Origin of the sequence: Pseudarthrobacter sp. efr-133-R2A-89 (assembly GCF_030209315.1) — a bacterium.
Lineage (GTDB): Bacteria > Actinomycetota > Actinomycetes > Actinomycetales > Micrococcaceae > Arthrobacter.
The window spans coordinates 89315-106383 of sequence record NZ_JARVSE010000014.1; the positions used below are offsets into that span (position 1 = coordinate 89315).

Sequence of the window (17069 nt, forward strand, 5' to 3'; positions counted from 1 at the left end):
CGGCGACGGTCCGGCGCATACTGGAATAGCCGCCCCCACCACGCGGTCATCCCCTCCGGACCCGGACCACGAAAGGCACCCGCATGCCCGCCAGCACCTCCCCCGCCAATCCGGCCAAGCTGCACCTGGTGCTCATGCTGGTCCTGACGTTCTCCACCGGGGTGCTCGACGCCGTCGGCTACCTGGGCCTGGACCGCGTGTTCACGGCGAACATGACCGGCAACGTGGTGATCCTGGGCATGGCCCTGCTGGGCGCGGACAACCTCCCGATCCTGGGCCCCATCGGGGCACTGGCCGGGTTCATGACCGGCGCCCTCGTCGCGGGACGGGCACTGCGGCCCACCAAGTCCGGGTGGAACCACCGCACCACCGTCCTGCTGGCGGGGGTCAGCACCGTCATGGCCATCGTGGCCATCCTGCTGCTCAGCGGTGCAAACCCCCGAAGCAGCGAAACCGCCACCGTCGCCATCACCGCCACCCTGGCCGTGGCCATGGGAGTGCAGGCCGCCACCGCCCGGCAACTCAACGTCAAGGACGTCCCCACCGTGGTGGTCACGTCCACCATCACCGGACTGGCAGCCGATTCACACCTCGGCGCCCGCACGCACCCCTTCTGGGGCCGCCGCCTTGCCGCCGTCGGCCTGATCATGGCCGGAGCGGCGGTCGGCGCGGGCTGCGTGCATCTCCACCTGGGCCTCGGGGTCCTGCTGACAGCGCTGCTCACGCTCGGCGTCGCGCTGTTCGGACGCACCACCGTCCCCAAGCACGGTCACGAACTGGCGGCACCGGCACCCACCCGGGTCCCGCCGTCGTGAGCCCTGGCCCAACGAACCCCGCCTGACCTACCGCCGGTCTGGGGCGGGGGCAGTGACGGCCGGAGCCACGGCGCCGCCCTGGTCCCACCAATCCAGCACCCTCACTGCGGTGAATGTCAGCCACTTGGACGGCCGGCCCGGTGGAACGTCCGTTTCGAACCAGACCCGGCCGGGGTGGCGGCGCTCCTGGACCCACGTGCCGTCAGCTTGCCGGGCGGACCTGACCAGCGAAACGGCCTCCGCCAGCCGCGGATCGGGCGCCGCGGCGTCGTGCAACGCGGCGGCGCGGAAATAGTCCAGCGCATTCAACGCGCTGTAAAACCAGCGAAACGGATAGACGAACCGCGACGCCCAGGTCGCCACAGGCTCGCCCGTGGTTTTCCGGTACAGCAACCGCCGCTCCAGCAGATACTCCTGGCCGCGGTTCCTGGCGGCCCGGAGCTCCCTTGACCCGCCAATGGCTGCCTCGTAGGACAACAGGCCTTTGAGGGAATTGATAGTTGAATGGAACGAGGACCGTGTTGACCCTTCCACCCACTCGCAGTTCCAGCCGCCGTCGTCCTGCTGATGCTCCAGGAACCACTCGGCAAGCCCGGCCACGTCCGCACCCAGCCACGCGCCGTTGGCCAGGGTGAATGCGTTGATGCAGCAATCCACTTCGCCGTCCCAGTACGGCAGGTTCTCGTATTCCCACCGGCTGTTGGCGGCAAGCTTTTCGGCGGTACCGCGGAGTGCGTCCGCCTCCAGCCCCCACTCACGCAGCATGTTCAAGGACCAGGTGGTGGCGGTGTAGGGCTGGCCGGCGTCGGCCGAGGCCTCCGGGCCTTCGAAGTCAAAGTCCGCCGGGAAGTAGGCGCCACCGGCCCACTGCCCGTCCGGGTCTTGCAGCGCCAAGAGCCTGGCCCCGAACCCCTCCGTCCGGACTTTGGCCCGGGTGGCTTCCCAGTTGGACGGCGGGGCGCCTCCCAGGTCCCTTTGCACCTGCCATCGCAGGGCGGGATCGGAGTCGAGCAGCCAGTCCAGCAATTCAGGGTCCACGGCCATAGCGGGGAGACTACCACGGCCCGGGACTGGGCTGTTTGAAGTCCAGCGCCGCGGCCGGGGTGTGGACTACTTGAGGCTCAGCGCCACCACCAGGCCGATGACCACGGCGGCCACGACCCCCAGCGAGATGTAGAGTCCGGCCTTCATAGAACTCTTCTGCACCGTGGCACCAGCGTTGGGGAGCGCTTCCTGCCACGCTTTGATGGCGTCCAGGCCCTGGTAGTAGGCGAACATCATGGCAGCGCCACCGGCCGCGCCGGCCACGGCCCCCAGGCCGCCCGCGCCGCTCATGGCGGCTCCGGCGGAACCTGCACGGCTCAAGCCGGTAGGGTCCGTGTGGCCATCGGCGCCGGCGGCCATCTCCGCGAGCTGCCAGGGGGACGGGCTGGGCGACAAGGACGCGCCCACGCCCAGGATGTCGTACTTCCGGCCGTTCGCCGTGACCACCATCGTCCCCATGCTCGTGAACCGGACAGCAGCCTGGGGTGCCGGCACGGAAAATACCGGCACCCCGGCAGCGTCGTGCATGCTGATCATGCCCGCGCCGTCCATGGCCACGATGACAGGTACTGTCTTGGCTCCGTTGATCATGCTCTTGCGCCAGTAGAGCAAGGACTTCATCGGGGACGCGGAACCTGAGGGTGTTATCTCCATGACCACAGCATAGGCGGCGTGGCAGTTAAGGGCGGAAGAGTTCCTCAAACGTGCCCGACGTGGTGGGTGAGCACGTGTTCTCCAGGCAGCCCAGGTGCCACATGTGCTCAATCGTGGAGAGCAGGGTGTAGTGGTCGGACAGCTGGTTGGTGGTCTTGTGTGGCCCGCCGGCCGAGTTGATCACGATGGCCGGCGCGTGGCCGCCGCCAAGGACAGCGCCGTTCTGGCCCACCGGGCTTCCCGGGCCGCCGTCGGATCCGGAGTAGTCGTTCTCATCCCAGGCCAGGACAATGCTGGACTTGGTGGTTTTCCACGTCGGGGAGTCCATGATCTGCTGGACCGTTTCCTTGACGTAGTTGTCGCCGAGCCGGATGGCTCCGTGGTCCAGGCCGGAGTCCGGGTAACCGCACTGGGGCATTCCGACGAGGGCGGCACCGGAAGGGGTCACCCCGTGCATGTCATGGCACTGGTTGGGGCTGATCCAGGTGAAGTTCGGAACGTTGCCGCTGGAAAGGTCGCTCTTCAGGTTGTTCTCCTGGGGCACGATGTTCTGCAGCCGCGGGCTGCCCGGGTAGTTGATGTCCGAGAAGTACATGAACGGGTTGTGCTTCTGCGCGTACAGCTTGACCGTGGTGGAGCCGATGGTCGGTGCGTACTCGACCTGTGAGCCGGTGCTTGGCAGGCTCTCCATGTACGCCTTCCAGCTCAGGCCCTTGCCCTCGAGCTGGTCAACGATGTTCTTCCCCGAAAACATGTGCGGGGTGGCGGACGCGCTGGACACCTGCGCCGGAGTGAGCAGTCCGGCGGCACCGGGGTCGCTGGTACCGGGGACGAATTCCTCCGGGGCGCACGTGACGTCCGCGCCGGCCTTGCAGTCGTCCCAGACGCCCTGCGAGCTTCCCGAAATGGCCGCCAGGTAGTTGGGCATGCTGGGGTGGGTCACGCCGTGGTAGTTCGTCGCCGTGTTGTAGCGCTGGGCGAGGCTGTTGATGTAAGGCGCGTCGGCAGTGTTGCCGATGACCTGGTCGTATCCGTGGTTCTCCATCATGATGACGAAGACATGGTCCGGTCCGTTTTGGCCCTGTCCACCGGCTTGCGCGGCAGCGTCCGACGACGGTTGCGCGGCGGCGGGGACTGCCGCGCCGGCGGCGGCGAGGCCAGTGAACGCGACGGCGGCAGCTAGCGCCGCGGCCCCCGCCTTACGGTTCTTCAGTACGTTGATCATTGAACAATCCTTTCGATGACGTGGGTCAGCGGCCCAGTTGGGGATCGCTGGTGAGCGGGCCGCCGTTTTCGATGCGGCCGGCCAGGACGCGGACGAGCTTGGGGTCGCCGGCGGATGTGACGGTGAGGTCGTACCAGCCCCCCTGGGTGGGGATGACGATCGTTTTGCCCTGTCCCGGGTTGAGCGTCAGGGTCTGGGACCCGGCCCCGTAGGCGTCCGTAAGGGTCAGGGTGACGGCCGCGGTGCCCGGGTTGTCGATCCGGAACTGCGCGTGCCGGGACTTGCCGTCTCCGGTGACGCCCACGCGGATGTCCGCGGCCGTCGTCGTACCTGCCAGGCGCCGGTACCAGCCGGCCGGGCCGTGCATCTGCACGTCGTACTCTGCCCCGAGCGCCCACGAGGCATCCAGCGACGCTCCTGCCCCGATGGTGTAGGAGTACGGTCCGGCCGGGAGCAGGTTGGAGCGGACCTGGACGTGCGCGCCCAGGGTTCCACGGTTGGCCCACCGGGCCGCGAGCTTTCCGGCCTGGACGGTCGCCTCGACGTCCAGGGCGTAGCCAAGGGGGCGGGACGGGCGGGTGCCTTTTTCCTGGCCGGGCATTGAGTTCGACGCCGGGGGCACCGGCACGTAGCTGGGGTGCCGTTTGTGGTCGGCCGGCTTGTAAGCGGATGTGTCCGGCAGGGCCGGCGCGGCGCCACCCGCCCTGGAGAAGTCGAAGGCACTGGTGAGGTCCCCGCTGACGGCGCGGCGCCACGGCGTGATGTTCGGTGAGGCCACGCCGAAACGGGCTTCAAGGAACCGGACGATCGAGGTGTGGTCGAACGTCTCGGAACAGGCCCAGCCGCCCATGCTCCACGGGGAGGCCACAATCATGGGCACGCGCACGCCCAGGCCGAAGTGCCCGGGGACGTCCTTGTCGCCGTAGTACGTCGGGGAGCCGTCGTACCATTCACCGGCCGTGGAGACCGTGGAGGCGCCGGGAATCTGCGGGGTGTTCGGGTGCGGCGGGACAATGTGGTCGAAGAAGCCGTCGTTCTCGTCGTACATGAACAGGACAGCCGTCTTGCTCCACACATCGGGGCTGGACGTGAGGATGTCCAGGATGTTGGCGGCGTACCAGGCGCCGAAGTTCGGCGGCCAGTTCGAGTGCTCAGAGTATGCTTCGGGCGCCACGATGTAGGAGACCTGCGGCAGCGTGCCCGACGCTACGTCCTTGCGGAGGATGCTGAAAAGGTCATCGCCGGCTTTGGCATTGGTGCCGGTCCGGGCTTTGTCGTACAGCGGGCTTCCGGGCTTCGCGTCCTGGTACTGCTTGAAGTACAGGAGTGAGTTGTCGCCGTAATTTCCGATATAGGCATCGTCAGTCCAGCCCTCATAGTGCGCCGGATCAAGGCCTTCACCGATGTCCTGGTAAACCTTCCAGCTCACCCCGGCCTTCTCCAGTTCCTCCGGGTAGGTGCTCCACCAGTAGCCCTTCTCGCCGTTCCAGAGGTCCGGGCCGCCGCCCTTCCGGTCGGGGTCGTCTCCGCCGGCGAACATGAAGTAGCGGTTCGGGTCTGTGGGGCCAAGGACCGAGCAGTGGTACTGGTCGCAGACCGTGAACGCGTCGGCCAGCGAGAAGTGGAACGGAATGTCCTGGCGGCCGTAGAACGCCATGGTTGCATCCGTCTTCTGCGGCAACCATTTGTCGTACTTCCCGTTGTTGAAGGCCTCGTGCGTGAGTTTCCAGGAGTGGTCCAGGTCCTCCATGAACTGCATGCCAAGGTTCGGCGCGTCCGGGTGGAACGGCGTCACTTCCCGGGTGGCGTTCGCCTGGTGGAAGCTGTCCTTTCCTGAGGGCAGGAGCGCCGGGTGCGGGTCCGCGAACCCGCGCACGCCCTTCAGGGTGCCGAAGTAGTGGTCGAATGCCCGGTTCTCCTGCATGAAGATCACCACGTGCTCCACGTCCTTGATGGAACCGGTGGCCCTGTTGGCGGGGATCTCCGCCGCCCGGGCGATGCTTTGCCCCATCATCTGGGACAAAGCTGTTGTAGCCGCGCCAGCGGCCGAGAGTTGAAGAAAACGACGACGGTCCATGCCTGCCATGAGGACGCTCCTAAATGCGTTGGCTTTTGATGTCCCCCGCCGGAACTGTTCCAGTGTTTGGTTACGCCGCCGTGTACACGGGCTGAACATCGCGCGGCCTGGACGCGTACCGCCGGCCACACTTCGGCCGGCTCCGGGACCGCCGTCCGGACGGCAACTCCCCTGGTCGGTGGCGGTGACCGCAGGCAACAAGGGGTCGGGGCGCATCGTCTGCGCCCCGACCCCTGCACGTCGGCACCCGGGACGGGTACCGTCGTCGTACGTCCTTCCGGGACGCTACTTAAGTTTTGGCACCAGCACCGGCGTGTTCTTCTTGTACGCCTCATAGTCCGGTTGCCCGCCCCACTTCTTGTCCGCTTTCTTCTCCAGCGGCGGGACGCCACTACCCTTGATGAGCAGCAGGGCCACGAATACCGGGGAGATCAGTGCCGCCCACTGCCAGCCCTGCAGCACCGGCAGCGCAATGATGGCCACCCCCACCCACAGGGTGATCTCACCGAAGTAGTTCGGGTGGCGGGACTTGGACCACAAGCCCGTGTTGATGAAGCGGCCCTTGTTGGCAGGATCCGCCTTGAACCGGTTCTTCTCGATGTCCGCCAGGGTCTCCACGGTGATGCCCGCGGCCCACACCAGCAGGCCCACCCAGAAGAACCCGTCCAGTCCAACCTTCTTGTCCGAGGTGATGGCCACCCATGCCAGCGCCGCGGTGAGGACCACCCACAGGCCCTGGATGGTCCAGGTGTTCAGGAAGCGGAAAAAGTCCGGCTTGAGCTCGTCGAACCGGTCATCCTTTCCGTGCTTGCTGATGCGGAGGAACAGGAAGCTGCCCAGCCGTGCGGCCCACAGCACCACCATGGCCGCGAGCACCATGCCGCGCGCATCGATGCCCGGGGACGCCAGCACCAGGAACACGGTGATGGAGATGTAGGTCAGGGCGCCGGTGAGGTCGTAGAACTTCTCGGTCTGGGCCTTGAAGCTGGGGATGAACACCAGCCACTGGATGACGAACGCGGCCGCGACCCCCAGCGCAAACACGGGCAGGCCGCCCACCCGGGAGCCGCCCTGGCTGCCGGCGAGGGCAATGAGCACGGCCACCACCACGGCGATCACTGTACTGATGAGCGCCTTGCGGCTGTCTTTATTCATGCAATCCGGTCCTTTCACCGCCCGTCCGGTCCAGCAGCGGGGATCCCCCATGTGCACGTGCAGGCACACATCCATCTAACAACGCAGCTGCGCCGTCCACTTAGTCTTCGGAGCAGGAACTGCGGTGTATGGGCCCGGCCCCTGGAAATCCACGGCTGGACCCGTCCGCGCAGGCCACCGGAAACGAACCACCGGCGCAGCCGTCCCCGATCCCAGGAGCCCAGCATGAGCCCCCGCACCAAGAACTGGCTGACCGCCTACATTGTCAGTGCCGTGATCTTCGCCGTCCTGGACGTGGCGTGGATCCTGCTGGTGGCCAATCCGCAGTATCAAAGCCAGATCGGCCACCTGCTGGCCCCCAAGGCCAACCTGGCTGCCGCGGTCCTGTTCTACGTCATCTTCGTGGCCGGGATGGTGCATTACGGCGTGCGCCCCAACAGCCCGGACGCCACGGTGCGCCAGCGCGTCTCGGGAGCAGCCTTGTTCGGGTTCTTCACCTACGCCACGTGGGCGCTGACCGGGTGGTCCGTGCTGAAGGATTTCCCCGCCCTGGTGGCCGTCACGGACATTCTGTGGGGAGCCGCGGCCTGCAGCCTCGTCACCTGGGCCACCGCAACCTTGCTGCGCCGCCGGCTCAAGAAGCCCGTTGTGGCCTGAATCCGCGCGGCGCCCCCGCGTCACGCACGGCACGCTTTAAGCCCGGGAACGGCGACGGAACCGCGGAAAGCCGGGACCCGCCGTCGTCCGTTCGAGTAAAAATCTGCTCCACGTGACGCGAGACCGGGCCCGGGGCTAGCCGAAGAGCGCCGCCACCTGGGTCAGCGTCTGGAACACCCCGTACGCCAGCGGGATGCCCACCAGGATCCAGCCCAGGACCAGCCTGCCGGTGGACCTCCGCACCGGTTCCTGCACGTTGTGGGTGTGTGCTGTGGTCATCTCAGGCCTCCATGGCTGGTTCGTGCCGCGCGGAGCGGGGTTCGTGGAATCGGGCGTCGACGGGGGTGACCAGCAGGTTGGCCACGAAGCCCACCACCAGCAGGGCCACCATGGTCAGCAGCGCCGGCTGGTAGGACGCGCCGGTCAGCTGGCCCGGTTTCCCCTGCGCGTCCAGGATGCCGTTGACGATCAGCGGACCGGCCACACCGGCCGCTGACCATGCCGTCAGCAGCCGGCCGTGGATGGCGCCCACCTGGAACGTCCCGAACAGGTCCCGCAGGTACGCCGGGGCGGTGGCAAAACCGCCGCCGTAGAACGAGATGATCAGGAACGCCAGCACCACATAGAGGAACGTGGCCGTGGCACCGGCCAGCGCCAGCACGGTGTACAGGACCGCGCCGACGCCCAGGTACACCATGTAGATCCGCTTGCGGCCCGTGATATCCGAGGTGGCAGACCAGGCGAACCGGCCCGCCATGTTGCCGATGGACAGCAGCCCCACGAAGCCCGCGGCGACGCCGGCGCTGACCAGGGAGCCGCCGTCGGCCCTCCGGAAGAAGTCCTGGATCATGGGTGCCGCCTGCTCCAGGATGCCGATGCCGGCGGTGACGTTGCAGAACAACGCCACCCATACCAGCCAGAACTGCCGGGTCTTGATGGCGTTCTTCGCGGAGACGTTCTCCGTGGTGACCAGCTTGGCGGCCTTGACCTTGGCGGGGTCGAACCCGGCCGGCCGCCAGCCGTCAGCCGGGACTTTGATGGTGAAGGCGCCGAACAGCATGTAGGCCAGATAGACGACGGCGAGCGTCAGGAAGAGCTTCCCCACGGCATCGCCGCTGGCCACCCAGCCCTGCGCGCCGGAGTTGGGATCGTAGGCCTTGAGCAGGGCCTGGGACACGGGGCTGGCGATCAGCGCGCCGCCGCCGAAGCCCATGATCGCCATGCCGGTGGCCAGGCCGGGGCGGTCCGGGAACCACTTGATGAGCGTGGACACCGGCGAGATGTAGCCAATGCCAAGCCCGATGCCGCCCACCACCCCGTAGCCCAGGTAGACCAGCCACAGCTGGTGCGTGAAGATGCCCACGGAGCCCACCAGGAAGCCGCCCACCCAGAACATGGCCGAGGTGAACATCGCCTTCCGCGGACCGTTCCGGTCCACCCACGTACCCATGACCGCGGCGGAGAGGCCCAGCATCACGATGGCGATGGAAAAGATCACCCCGATCTCGGTCAAGCTGGCGCCGAAATGCTTAACCAGCGCCGTCTTGTACACGCTGGTGGCATAAGCCTGGCCGATACAGAGATGGACGGCGAGCGCGGCCGGCGGAACAAGCCAGCGGTTGAAGCCCGGCGGGGCGATGGTTCGGTCACGGTCCAGGAAGCCCATGATGATTCCCTTGCTCGGTGGAAGACGTCGGTGTCCAGAGGCGAAGGGCCCGGCCCGTTGCCTCCGGCAATCATCATCCAGATCATCAGCAAACGTACTGTTGGCGCGCCGACCGGTAGTGGATTTACGCCGAGCGGCACCACGGGACGCGCCACAAGCCGCCGAACGTCCGGTGAACTCTGCATGAACGGACCCCGTTTTGGGCCCGGGCCGTAACCTCGCCGTGATCTACTGGTGAACGCGAAATATACCGACCAGTAACTTACGGTCCGGCGATCGGCCCATCGTGGGGGGCGTGCCCGCTTCGCCGTCCTCCATGACGGACAAGGAATCTGACGTGAATCTTTCCAGACGCCGCTTCTTCGCAGCGGGCACCGCGGCTGCCACCACCCTGGCCGCCGGCAGCACGCTGCGAGCAGCCGCCGCGGCCCCGCCGGCCCTCCCGGCTCCCGGTGACTCCGGCATCGAGCACATCGTCGTGGTGATGATGGAAAACCGCTCCTTCGATCACTTCCTCGGTTGGCTGCCCGGGTCCGACGGCACACAGTCCGGACTGACCTTCCGGGACCGCTACGGCATCCCGCACTCCACCTACCACCTGACCGACTTCCAGGGCTGCGGCCACCCGGATCCTGACCACTCCTACGAGGGCGGCCGGATCCAGTACAACAACGGCAAGAACGACGGTTGGCTCCGGGCCGGCGAAAACGACGAGTTCGCCGTGGGCTACTACGGTGCCGAAGACCTGGACTTCTGGCGCCAGGCCGGCCCCGACTGGACTGTCTGCGACCGCTACTTCGCCGCGACGATGGCCGAGACCTACCCCAACCGGTTCTACCAGCACGCCGCCGCCACCGACCGGATCCACAACTCCACCGTGACCTCCACGCTCCCCACCATCTGGGACCGGCTGGCCGCCGCGGGCGTGGCCGGAAAGTACTACTACGGCGACATCCCCTTCACGGCGCTCTGGGGAGCCAAGTACCAGGGCATTTCCCACCCCTATGCGGAGTTCCTCGCCGACTGCTCCGCCGGGGCCCTGCCGGCGGTGTCCTTCGTGGATCCGCGGTTCACCGACGAAGGCTCCGGGACCTCCGGGGATGACCACCCGCACGCCGATATCCGCTCCGGAGAAACGTTCCTGGCCGAGGTCTACAACGCCGTGACGTCAGGGCCGGGCTGGGCCAACACCCTTTTGGTGGTCAACTACGACGAATGGGGCGGCTTCTACGACCATGTGCCCCCGGCCACCGCCCCGGATACCAGCCCGGACACCGCCCTGCGGGGCTTCCGGGTGCCGTCCCTGGTGGTCTCGCCCAGGGCACGGCGCCGCTACGTCGCCCACGACGTCTACGACCACACCTCGGTCCTGAAAGCGATCGAGTGGCGCTGGAACCTGGCGCCCCTCACCCAGCGTGACCAGGCCGCCCGCAATATTGCAGAGGTCCTGGACTTCGGCACCCCGGCCAACCTGGCCGCCCCGAAATACCTCGTTCCGCCATTCGTGGCCGGCCCCGCCTGCTCCCCGGTGGGTCCGCCGCCGGAAGAGGAATGGTCAGGACTGAAACAGAAAGCACTCGCCGACGGATGGAAACTCCCGTGACAATGAAACTCCGTGCCGCCGCAGCGGCCATCGCCGTGTTCGCCGCCGCCATCGTCGGCGGGGCGGCAACGCCGTCCCAGCCGGCCGCCGCCGCCCCCGCTCCCGCCAACGCGCCGGCGGCTTCCAGCTACCTGCCCGGCGCCAACCACGTCTTCGTCATCAACCTCGAAAACAAGGGCTACGACGAAACCTGGGGCCCGGCGTCGGCCGCTCCTTATCTTTCCCAGACCCTGCGCAGCCAAGGCGTCCTGCTGAACCAGTACTTCGGCACGGCGCACAACTCCCAGCCCAACTACGTGGCGCAGATTTCCGGCCAGGGACCCAACCCGCAGATGCAGGCCGACTGCCAGACCTACACCCCGTTCGTCGGCAGCGGCACCGCCAGCCCCGGCCAGGCAGTCGGCGACGGCTGCGTTTTCCCGGCCAGCGTTCCCACGGTGGCCGGGCAGCTCAAAGACGCCGGGAAATCCTGGAAGGGGTACATGGAGGACATGGGCACCCCCTGCCGGCACCCGGCCCTGGGCGCCGTCGACGACACCCAGAAAGCCAAGGTGGGCGACCAGTACGCCGCCCGCCACAACCCGTTCGTCTACTTCGCCGGGATCACCGGCTCACCGGACTGCGCCACGAACGACGTCGACCTTTCCGCCTTGCAGACGGACCTCGCCTCGGCTGCCACCACGCCCAACCTGTCCATGATCACGCCCAACCTTTGCCACGACGGACACGACTCCCCCTGCGTGGATGGGCAGCCCGGCGGCCTGGCCAGCGCTGACGCCTGGCTCAAGCAATGGGTTCCGGTCATCACCAACTCTCCGGCGTTCAAGCAGGACGGCGTCCTGGTGATTACCTTCGACGAATCCGACGGGCCCCAGTCGGACGCCAGTGCCTGCTGCGGCGAGGGCCCGGGCCCGAACGCGGCCCTGCCAGGCATCACGGGCATGGGCGGCGGACGCGTCGGCGCGCTGGTCCTCTCCCCCTTCACGAAGGGCGGAACCTGGTCCACCACGCCGTACAACCACTACAGCCTGCTCGCCAGCATCGAGGACACCTTCGGGCTGCCGTACCTGGGGTACGCCGGGACGCCAGGGCTCAACCGGTTCGGCCTGGACGTGTACAACGCGGGGGTCTGAGCCTGGCCGGGGCTGCATGCCTCCCCTCGAATGGACCCGGCAAACGGACTGCAGTGCAGCGTTTGCCGGGTCCATTGCTGTTCCGCGGCCGATGCGTTATGGCGACGTTAGGAAAGGGTGGCGGCGAGGCGCATAGTTAGGACATGACAAGCCCTTACACCCGCGGCGACTCCTTCAGCAGCGAGGCTTCCCGGAAGCACATCAGGCAGGCGCTCACGGACTACGGGGCAACGGACATCCTCTTCACCCAGCGAGGGGACCGGAGCGCAGTGGCGTTCAGGGGCACCGGACGGCAATTCCGGATTGTCATGCCATTACTGCAGTCCGCTGGCGCCCTGGCCATTCGCGGGGACATCGCTGACAGCAGGGTCCACGAGGCCAACGCGAAAATCCTCGAACGCGCCAACCGCAAATCATGGCACGCCCTGGCCTTGGCCATCGACGCCAAACTCGGAGCCGTAACTGCGGGAATCGCCAGCCTTGAATCGGAATTCCTGGCCCACGTGGTGCTCCCCGGAAACCACACCGTGCTGGATGAACTCGCGTCCGTGATCGATTCCGCCTACCGTTCCGGCAGGCGCCCGACCTTCGGCGGGCCGGTTCCGCATCCCGGCCCGGAAGAGGCGCTGATGAGCGTAGACTCAAAGTATCTCGGGACATCGTGACAGGACATCCGTTGCCCCGAAAATGAGCCCGATTCCCGGTGGCCTTCCACGGCCGCCGGCGCGCGCCGTACCGAGTAACCTCGACCCCGGCGCAGCAGGGAATCGGTACGACGAGGGGCCACACCACAACACCGGCCGGAACGGCATCCGTTCACCTCCACCGCAGCCGATCCGGACCCGGATCCCCTGCCCCAGCCACTCCGTCCCGCGTCCCGGGCTCCGGCAGTGCACCCTTCAGAACGCTGGTAGACACCATGACCACCATCCAAGACTCTGTTGTACGCGCCGACTCGGCGTTATCGCTCGGCGGAGTCCTCGCATCCGCGTTGCCGCATGACCTGGGCACGGCCCAGGGCCCCACGCGGTACACCGTGCCGGCTGTCTTTTCGCGCCGGCCCGAGCCCGGGAAGTCGAGCTGCTGCACGGGGAAGCTACGAAACAGCGCCTGGCCGACGCCGGGTACAGCGATGTGGAACTCCAGGTCTCAGACCGCCGCCTCCTGATCACCAACACCAACCTGGTGGACCTCAAAGCGGGCCTGGCCCATCTTGTAGGCGTGATCCTGCGCGACATTTCAGCCCAGGCTGCCCAGGAACGGACCCACCGGAACGACGAGCTCGAAGCGCTGGGCCTGGCGGAGGAAGAGCGCCTTGAGTCGCTGCGCAAGGCGGCCGCAGATATCCACTTCGATTAAGCCTTTCCTCCTCGTGTGCCGGCTGCGAAAACCGCGGCCGGCACCGGCGCATCCCGGGCCTGGGGGCGTCCTTGACACCTTTACGAAAGGCACACCCCATGACTGACATCAGTATTCGCGACCAGTGGAACCTGCTTCCCGCAGCGGTCACCCAATGGCTGCTGGCGAACCCCGGCTGCATGATTTTGCCGCGGACAATTTCCGCCCAGATCAGTGCAGCCGCAGGCGAGGGCGCCAACGGAGATCCCCACGGTGAGACCACGCTGTCCGAGGAGGACGTGGACTTCATCCGGATGAAATCCCATGAGGCCGGGTCAAATCCTGATCACACGTTCTTCGACTCCGTGCAGCCGTAGGCCGTTCCGGGGGTACTGCCGCTCCGCGGCGGTACCCCGGCCGGCGCGCCACTCCGGCTTGGGATTTCAGAGGGTGGCCAGGGCTCCCTTGGCGCTTTCCACCAGGACATGGGTTCCGGCCTCGACGTAGACCACTTCACCGTCGATCTGGCAGGGAACGGTATCGCGGGTGGAGAAGGCATAGCGGCTGACGCTCGGTTGATGCCCCAGCCCCAGGGTGACTGCGCGGAGCGTCATCAGCGCCATCTTCGTCAGGCCGGCGTGGGGCAGCGTCACCACCTCGAACCGCCCATCGTCCGGGTAGTGCGACTCGCTGACGGTACCGTACTTGGCCATGCGCGAAACGTTGGCCAAGATCAGGCTGTCGAACCGGGCGGTGGCCCCGTCATCCCGGACAAGCTCGAAGGGCTTCAACCTCGAGAGCGTGCGGGCCACGGAGACGAGCTCCAGGACCTTACCCTTCCCGCCCTGTTCAATGCCTATGGCCATCAACGAGGTCAGCCCGAACCCCACGTAGGAATGCGCGTACAGGACCCGTTCTCCCATTGCGGTCCGGAGCGTGATCCGCAGCAGGTCGACGCGCCGGCCCACACCGGCCGACGCCGCTTCCGCGAAGGTTCGCACCGGCAGGCTTCGGTAGTGGTCGTTGGCATTTCCGGCGGGAATGACGGCGCAGACGGCCTTGCTGCCGGGCACGTCCATCACGCCGTTGACCACCTCGTTGTACCCGCCGTCCCCGCTGACGGAAAGGATGAGCGGCACACCCCGGCGCGCCTCGCCCCCGGCAAGTTCACGGGCGTGGCCGGCAAATTCCGTTGGCAACAGGTAAACGGGCAGCCCCGGCAGGTCGGTGGCCAGGTCCCGCTGCACCGCCTCGATCCGCTGGCCCATTCCAGGCCGGCCGGGATTGAAGATCAGGACGGCACGGTCGAAAGGTGCGGCAGGTGCTCCGTCATCAGCCATGGCGTACGTATTCTCCGGGTTCCTGGTGCGGGTGGCTCCAGCCTAACCCGCGGCTTTGGTTTCCGAAGGCCCTTTCGGATGGCAGAGTGGGACGATGAGTGGACAACCCGCCGGGCAGGCACGCATGGATGCGGACGTCATCATCATCGGCGGCGGATTGGCCGGGCTGGTGGCCTGCAACGAGCTGGTCCGTGCGGGAAAGCGCGTGGCCATCCTGGACCAGGAGAACCAGGCCAACCTGGGCGGCCAGGCGTTCTGGTCGCTGGGCGGCCTCTTTCTGGTGGACACCCCCATGCAGCGCCGGCTGGGCGTGAAGGATTCCTTCGAGCTGGCGTGGCAGGACTGGCAGGGCTCGGCGCAATGGGACAGGCTTTCCGGACCGCACCCGGAGGACGAATGGGCCGCGCAGTGGGGCCGCGCCTACGTGGAGTTCGCCGCCGGCGACAAGCGCTCCTGGTTGCAGGAACAGGGAATCCGGTTCACGCCACTGGTGGGCTGGGCCGAGCGCGGCGACGGCAGGGCCGGCGGCCACGGCAACTCGATCCCCCGCTTCCACGTCCCGTGGGGCACCGGCACCGGGGTGTCCGAACCATTCGCGGACAAGGCACGCGAGGCGGCCGCGGCAGGCAGCGTCACGTTCTTCTTCCGGCACCGGGTGGACGGTTTAACGTTCGACGACGGTGCGGTCACCGGGGTGCGTGGCGCCGTGCTGGCACCTGATGCGTCGCCGCGGGGGATGTCCTCCAACCGGGCCGTGGTTGGGGACTTTGCGTTGCGGGCGCAGGCTGTGGTGATAGCTTCCGGCGGGATCGGCGGCAACCATGAGCAGGTGCGGCGCTGGTGGCCGGACCGGCTGGGGACACCGCCGCGCAGGATGGTCACCGGGGTGCCGCAGCACGTGGACGGGCGGATGCTGGACATTGCCGACGCGTCCGGGGTCCGGCTGGTGAACCGGGACCGGATGTGGCACTACACCGAGGGAATCCAGAACTGGAACCCCATCTGGCCGGACCATGCCATCCGGATCCTGCCCGGCCCCTCCTCGCTGTGGTTCGATGCGCTGGGCCGGCGGCTGCCCTCCCCCGGCCTGCCCGGCTACGACACGCTGGGCACCCTCCGCCTGCTGCGGACCACCCCGGACATCCAGCAGTACGACCATTCCTGGTTCATCCTCAACCAGCGGATCATCGAAAAGGAGTTCGCCCTTTCCGGCTCCGAACAGAACCCGGACATCACCAACCGGGACCTCAAGCTGCTGCTGAAGACGCGGCTGGGCCGCGGTGCCTCCGGCCCGATCGAGGCGTTCAAGGAGCAGGGCGCGGACTTTGTGGTGGCGGACAACCTTCCGGACCTGGTCCGCGGCATGAACGGTCTCACCGCGGAGCCGCTGCTGGACGGTGCGCTGCTGCGGCGGCAGATCGGGGAACGCGACGCCGAGATCCGTAATGCCTATTCCAAGGACGCCCAGGTGGCGGGCATCCGCAACAGCCGCCGCTACCTGGGTGACCGGCTCTTCCGGACAGTGAAGCCCCACCGGATCCTGGACCCGAAAGCGGGGCCGCTGATCGCGGTGCGGCTCCACGTCGTCACCCGGAAATCGCTCGGCGGCATCCAGACGAATTTGTCCGGACAGGCGCTCGGGCTGGATGGCATCCCCATTCCTGGGCTGTACGCCGCCGGGGAGGCCGCCGGGTTCGGGGGCGGTGGCGCCCACGGATACAACGCCCTCGAGGGCACCTTCCTGGGTGGCTGCATCTTCACCGGCAGGACGGTGGGGCGTTCCCTGGCCCGGGCGTTGTAGCCGCACCTTCTTGCCGGCTTGCTAGGGTCGGCATATGGCCATCCTCCCCCGTTCCATGGACGACGTGATTTCCGAGCCGCTGCGTGCCCAGTTCGAATTCTTCCTTGACGAGCACCGGGCTGCGCTCGACGACTGCCTGGACGGCTTGACCGAAGAGCAGGCCCGGCGCCGGCTGGTTCCGTCCCGCACCACGCTGCTGGGCCTGGTGAAGCACGCCACCTTCGTGGAGAAGGTCTGGTTCGACGAAGCCTTCACGGGCCGCCCGCGCAGTGAGATCGGTATCCCGGCCACCCCGGACGAATCGTTCATGCTTGACGACGCCGACACGGTCGCCTCGGTCCGGTCAGCCCACCGGGAGGCGTGCGCCGCCTCCCGGGCGGCCGCGGCCGGCCTCGGCCTGGACGATGTGGTCACCGGCAACCGGCGGGGCCCGCTTCCGCTGCGCTGGGTGTACCTGCACATGCTGCGGGAACTGGCCCAGCACTGCGGCCACGCGGACATCCTGCGGGAGCAGGTCCTGGCGGTCCCGTCACGGCAATGACACCGCGGCGGAACCGCCCT

17 protein-coding genes are annotated in these 17069 nt (G+C 67.4%); 9 read left to right on the forward strand and 8 right to left on the reverse strand.

Annotated elements, in window-relative coordinates:
* The first annotated feature begins 83 nt into the window (after positions 1 to 83).
* Positions 84 to 815, forward strand: coding sequence for a YoaK family protein (locus tag QRM95_RS20715; RefSeq protein ID WP_285249299.1), 732 nt, complete (start codon positions 84 to 86; stop codon positions 813 to 815).
* 27 nt (positions 816 to 842) lie between these two features.
* On the opposite strand, the gene QRM95_RS20720 is transcribed toward QRM95_RS20715, so the two are convergent.
* From QRM95_RS20720 to QRM95_RS20740, 5 genes are all read right to left on the reverse strand, one after another.
* Positions 843 to 1859, reverse strand: a complete 1017-nt coding sequence (locus QRM95_RS20720; RefSeq protein WP_285249300.1) for a squalene cyclase — start codon at positions 1857 to 1859, stop codon at positions 843 to 845.
* Positions 1860 to 1925: 66 nt separating this feature from the next.
* Positions 1926 to 2513 (reverse strand): hypothetical protein, encoded by a 588-nt coding sequence (locus QRM95_RS20725; protein WP_285249301.1) that lies wholly within the window; start codon positions 2511 to 2513, stop codon positions 1926 to 1928.
* A gap of 25 nt (positions 2514 to 2538) precedes the next feature.
* On the reverse strand, positions 2539 to 3738 hold the full coding sequence (locus QRM95_RS20730; RefSeq protein ID WP_285249302.1) for an alkaline phosphatase family protein: 1200 nt from the start codon (positions 3736 to 3738) through the stop codon (positions 2539 to 2541).
* 25 nt (positions 3739 to 3763) lie between these two features.
* Positions 3764 to 5824, reverse strand: a complete 2061-nt coding sequence (locus tag QRM95_RS20735; protein WP_285249303.1) for a phosphocholine-specific phospholipase C — start codon at positions 5822 to 5824, stop codon at positions 3764 to 3766.
* A gap of 276 nt (positions 5825 to 6100) precedes the next feature.
* Positions 6101 to 6970, reverse strand: coding sequence for a DUF1295 domain-containing protein (locus tag QRM95_RS20740; protein ID WP_285249304.1), 870 nt, complete (start codon positions 6968 to 6970; stop codon positions 6101 to 6103).
* A gap of 225 nt (positions 6971 to 7195) precedes the next feature.
* On the opposite strand from QRM95_RS20740, the gene QRM95_RS20745 reads away from it, so the two are divergent.
* Positions 7196 to 7627: a DUF2177 family protein gene (locus tag QRM95_RS20745; protein ID WP_285249305.1), complete on the forward strand. Its 432-nt coding sequence runs from the start codon at positions 7196 to 7198 to the stop codon at positions 7625 to 7627.
* A gap of 135 nt (positions 7628 to 7762) precedes the next feature.
* Here QRM95_RS20745 and QRM95_RS20750 read toward each other — a convergent pair whose 3' ends face one another.
* Both QRM95_RS20750 and QRM95_RS20755 read right to left on the reverse strand, forming a co-directional pair.
* Positions 7763 to 7906, reverse strand: coding sequence for an MFS transporter small subunit (locus tag QRM95_RS20750; protein WP_285249306.1), 144 nt, complete (start codon positions 7904 to 7906; stop codon positions 7763 to 7765).
* A 1-nt stretch (position 7907) separates the two neighbouring features.
* Complete coding sequence (locus QRM95_RS20755; RefSeq protein ID WP_285249307.1) at positions 7908 to 9293, reverse strand: OFA family MFS transporter; 1386 nt, start codon at positions 9291 to 9293, stop codon at positions 7908 to 7910.
* A 337-nt stretch (positions 9294 to 9630) separates the two neighbouring features.
* Between QRM95_RS20755 and QRM95_RS20760 the strand changes: the two genes are divergently transcribed.
* The 5 genes from QRM95_RS20760 to QRM95_RS20780 all read left to right on the forward strand — a co-directional run bounded on the left by QRM95_RS20760 (position 9631) and on the right by QRM95_RS20780 (position 13744).
* Entirely contained in the window at positions 9631 to 10896 is a 1266-nt protein-coding gene (locus QRM95_RS20760; RefSeq protein WP_285249308.1) for an alkaline phosphatase family protein, read from the forward strand.
* A 2-nt stretch (positions 10897 to 10898) separates the two neighbouring features.
* Positions 10899 to 12029 (forward strand): alkaline phosphatase family protein, encoded by a 1131-nt coding sequence (locus tag QRM95_RS20765; protein WP_285249327.1) that lies wholly within the window; start codon positions 10899 to 10901, stop codon positions 12027 to 12029.
* Between the two features lie 143 nt (positions 12030 to 12172).
* Positions 12173 to 12694: a hypothetical protein gene (locus tag QRM95_RS20770; RefSeq protein ID WP_285249309.1), complete on the forward strand. Its 522-nt coding sequence runs from the start codon at positions 12173 to 12175 to the stop codon at positions 12692 to 12694.
* Between the two features lie 469 nt (positions 12695 to 13163).
* Positions 13164 to 13388, forward strand: coding sequence for a hypothetical protein (locus QRM95_RS20775; RefSeq protein WP_285249310.1), 225 nt, complete (start codon positions 13164 to 13166; stop codon positions 13386 to 13388).
* Positions 13389 to 13486: 98 nt separating this feature from the next.
* The gene (locus tag QRM95_RS20780) at positions 13487 to 13744 is read left to right on the forward strand and encodes a hypothetical protein (protein ID WP_285249311.1); all 258 of its coding nucleotides are present in this window, start codon (positions 13487 to 13489) and stop codon (positions 13742 to 13744) included.
* 66 nt (positions 13745 to 13810) lie between these two features.
* Here QRM95_RS20780 and QRM95_RS20785 read toward each other — a convergent pair whose 3' ends face one another.
* On the reverse strand, positions 13811 to 14707 hold the full coding sequence (locus QRM95_RS20785) for a diacylglycerol/lipid kinase family protein (protein ID WP_285249312.1): 897 nt from the start codon (positions 14705 to 14707) through the stop codon (positions 13811 to 13813).
* Positions 14708 to 14831: 124 nt separating this feature from the next.
* On the opposite strand from QRM95_RS20785, the gene QRM95_RS20790 reads away from it, so the two are divergent.
* Positions 14832 to 16508 carry an FAD-binding dehydrogenase gene (locus tag QRM95_RS20790; protein WP_285249328.1) on the forward strand — a complete coding sequence of 559 codons (1677 nt, stop codon included), beginning with the start codon at positions 14832 to 14834 and terminating at the stop codon, positions 16506 to 16508.
* 34 nt (positions 16509 to 16542) lie between these two features.
* Positions 16543 to 17049 carry a DinB family protein gene (locus QRM95_RS20795; RefSeq protein WP_285249313.1) on the forward strand — a complete coding sequence of 169 codons (507 nt, stop codon included), beginning with the start codon at positions 16543 to 16545 and terminating at the stop codon, positions 17047 to 17049.
* Positions 17050 to 17069: the final 20 nt, after the last annotated feature.

Bases quoted from the DNA above. Each gene is read 5' to 3' on its own strand.
- QRM95_RS20715 (WP_285249299.1), top strand. From the start codon at position 84: ATGCCCGCCAGCACCTCCCCCGCCAATCCGGCCAAGCTGCACCTGGTG.
- QRM95_RS20720 (WP_285249300.1), bottom strand. From the start codon at position 1,859: ATGGCCGTGGACCCTGAATTGCTGGACTGGCTGCTCGACTCCGATCCC.
- QRM95_RS20725 (WP_285249301.1), bottom strand. From the start codon at position 2,513: ATGGAGATAACACCCTCAGGTTCCGCGTCCCCGATGAAGTCCTTGCTC.
- QRM95_RS20730 (WP_285249302.1), bottom strand. From the start codon at position 3,738: ATGATCAACGTACTGAAGAACCGTAAGGCGGGGGCCGCGGCGCTAGCT.
- QRM95_RS20735 (WP_285249303.1), bottom strand. From the start codon at position 5,824: ATGGCAGGCATGGACCGTCGTCGTTTTCTTCAACTCTCGGCCGCTGGC.
- QRM95_RS20740 (WP_285249304.1), bottom strand. From the start codon at position 6,970: ATGAATAAAGACAGCCGCAAGGCGCTCATCAGTACAGTGATCGCCGTG.
- QRM95_RS20745 (WP_285249305.1), top strand. From the start codon at position 7,196: ATGAGCCCCCGCACCAAGAACTGGCTGACCGCCTACATTGTCAGTGCC.
- QRM95_RS20750 (WP_285249306.1), bottom strand. From the start codon at position 7,906: ATGACCACAGCACACACCCACAACGTGCAGGAACCGGTGCGGAGGTCC.
- QRM95_RS20755 (WP_285249307.1), bottom strand. From the start codon at position 9,293: ATGGGCTTCCTGGACCGTGACCGAACCATCGCCCCGCCGGGCTTCAAC.
- QRM95_RS20765 (WP_285249327.1), top strand. From the start codon at position 10,899: ATGAAACTCCGTGCCGCCGCAGCGGCCATCGCCGTGTTCGCCGCCGCC.
- QRM95_RS20770 (WP_285249309.1), top strand. From the start codon at position 12,173: ATGACAAGCCCTTACACCCGCGGCGACTCCTTCAGCAGCGAGGCTTCC.
- QRM95_RS20780 (WP_285249311.1), top strand. From the start codon at position 13,487: ATGACTGACATCAGTATTCGCGACCAGTGGAACCTGCTTCCCGCAGCG.
- QRM95_RS20785 (WP_285249312.1), bottom strand. From the start codon at position 14,707: ATGGCTGATGACGGAGCACCTGCCGCACCTTTCGACCGTGCCGTCCTG.
- QRM95_RS20790 (WP_285249328.1), top strand. From the start codon at position 14,832: ATGGATGCGGACGTCATCATCATCGGCGGCGGATTGGCCGGGCTGGTG.
- QRM95_RS20795 (WP_285249313.1), top strand. From the start codon at position 16,543: ATGGCCATCCTCCCCCGTTCCATGGACGACGTGATTTCCGAGCCGCTG.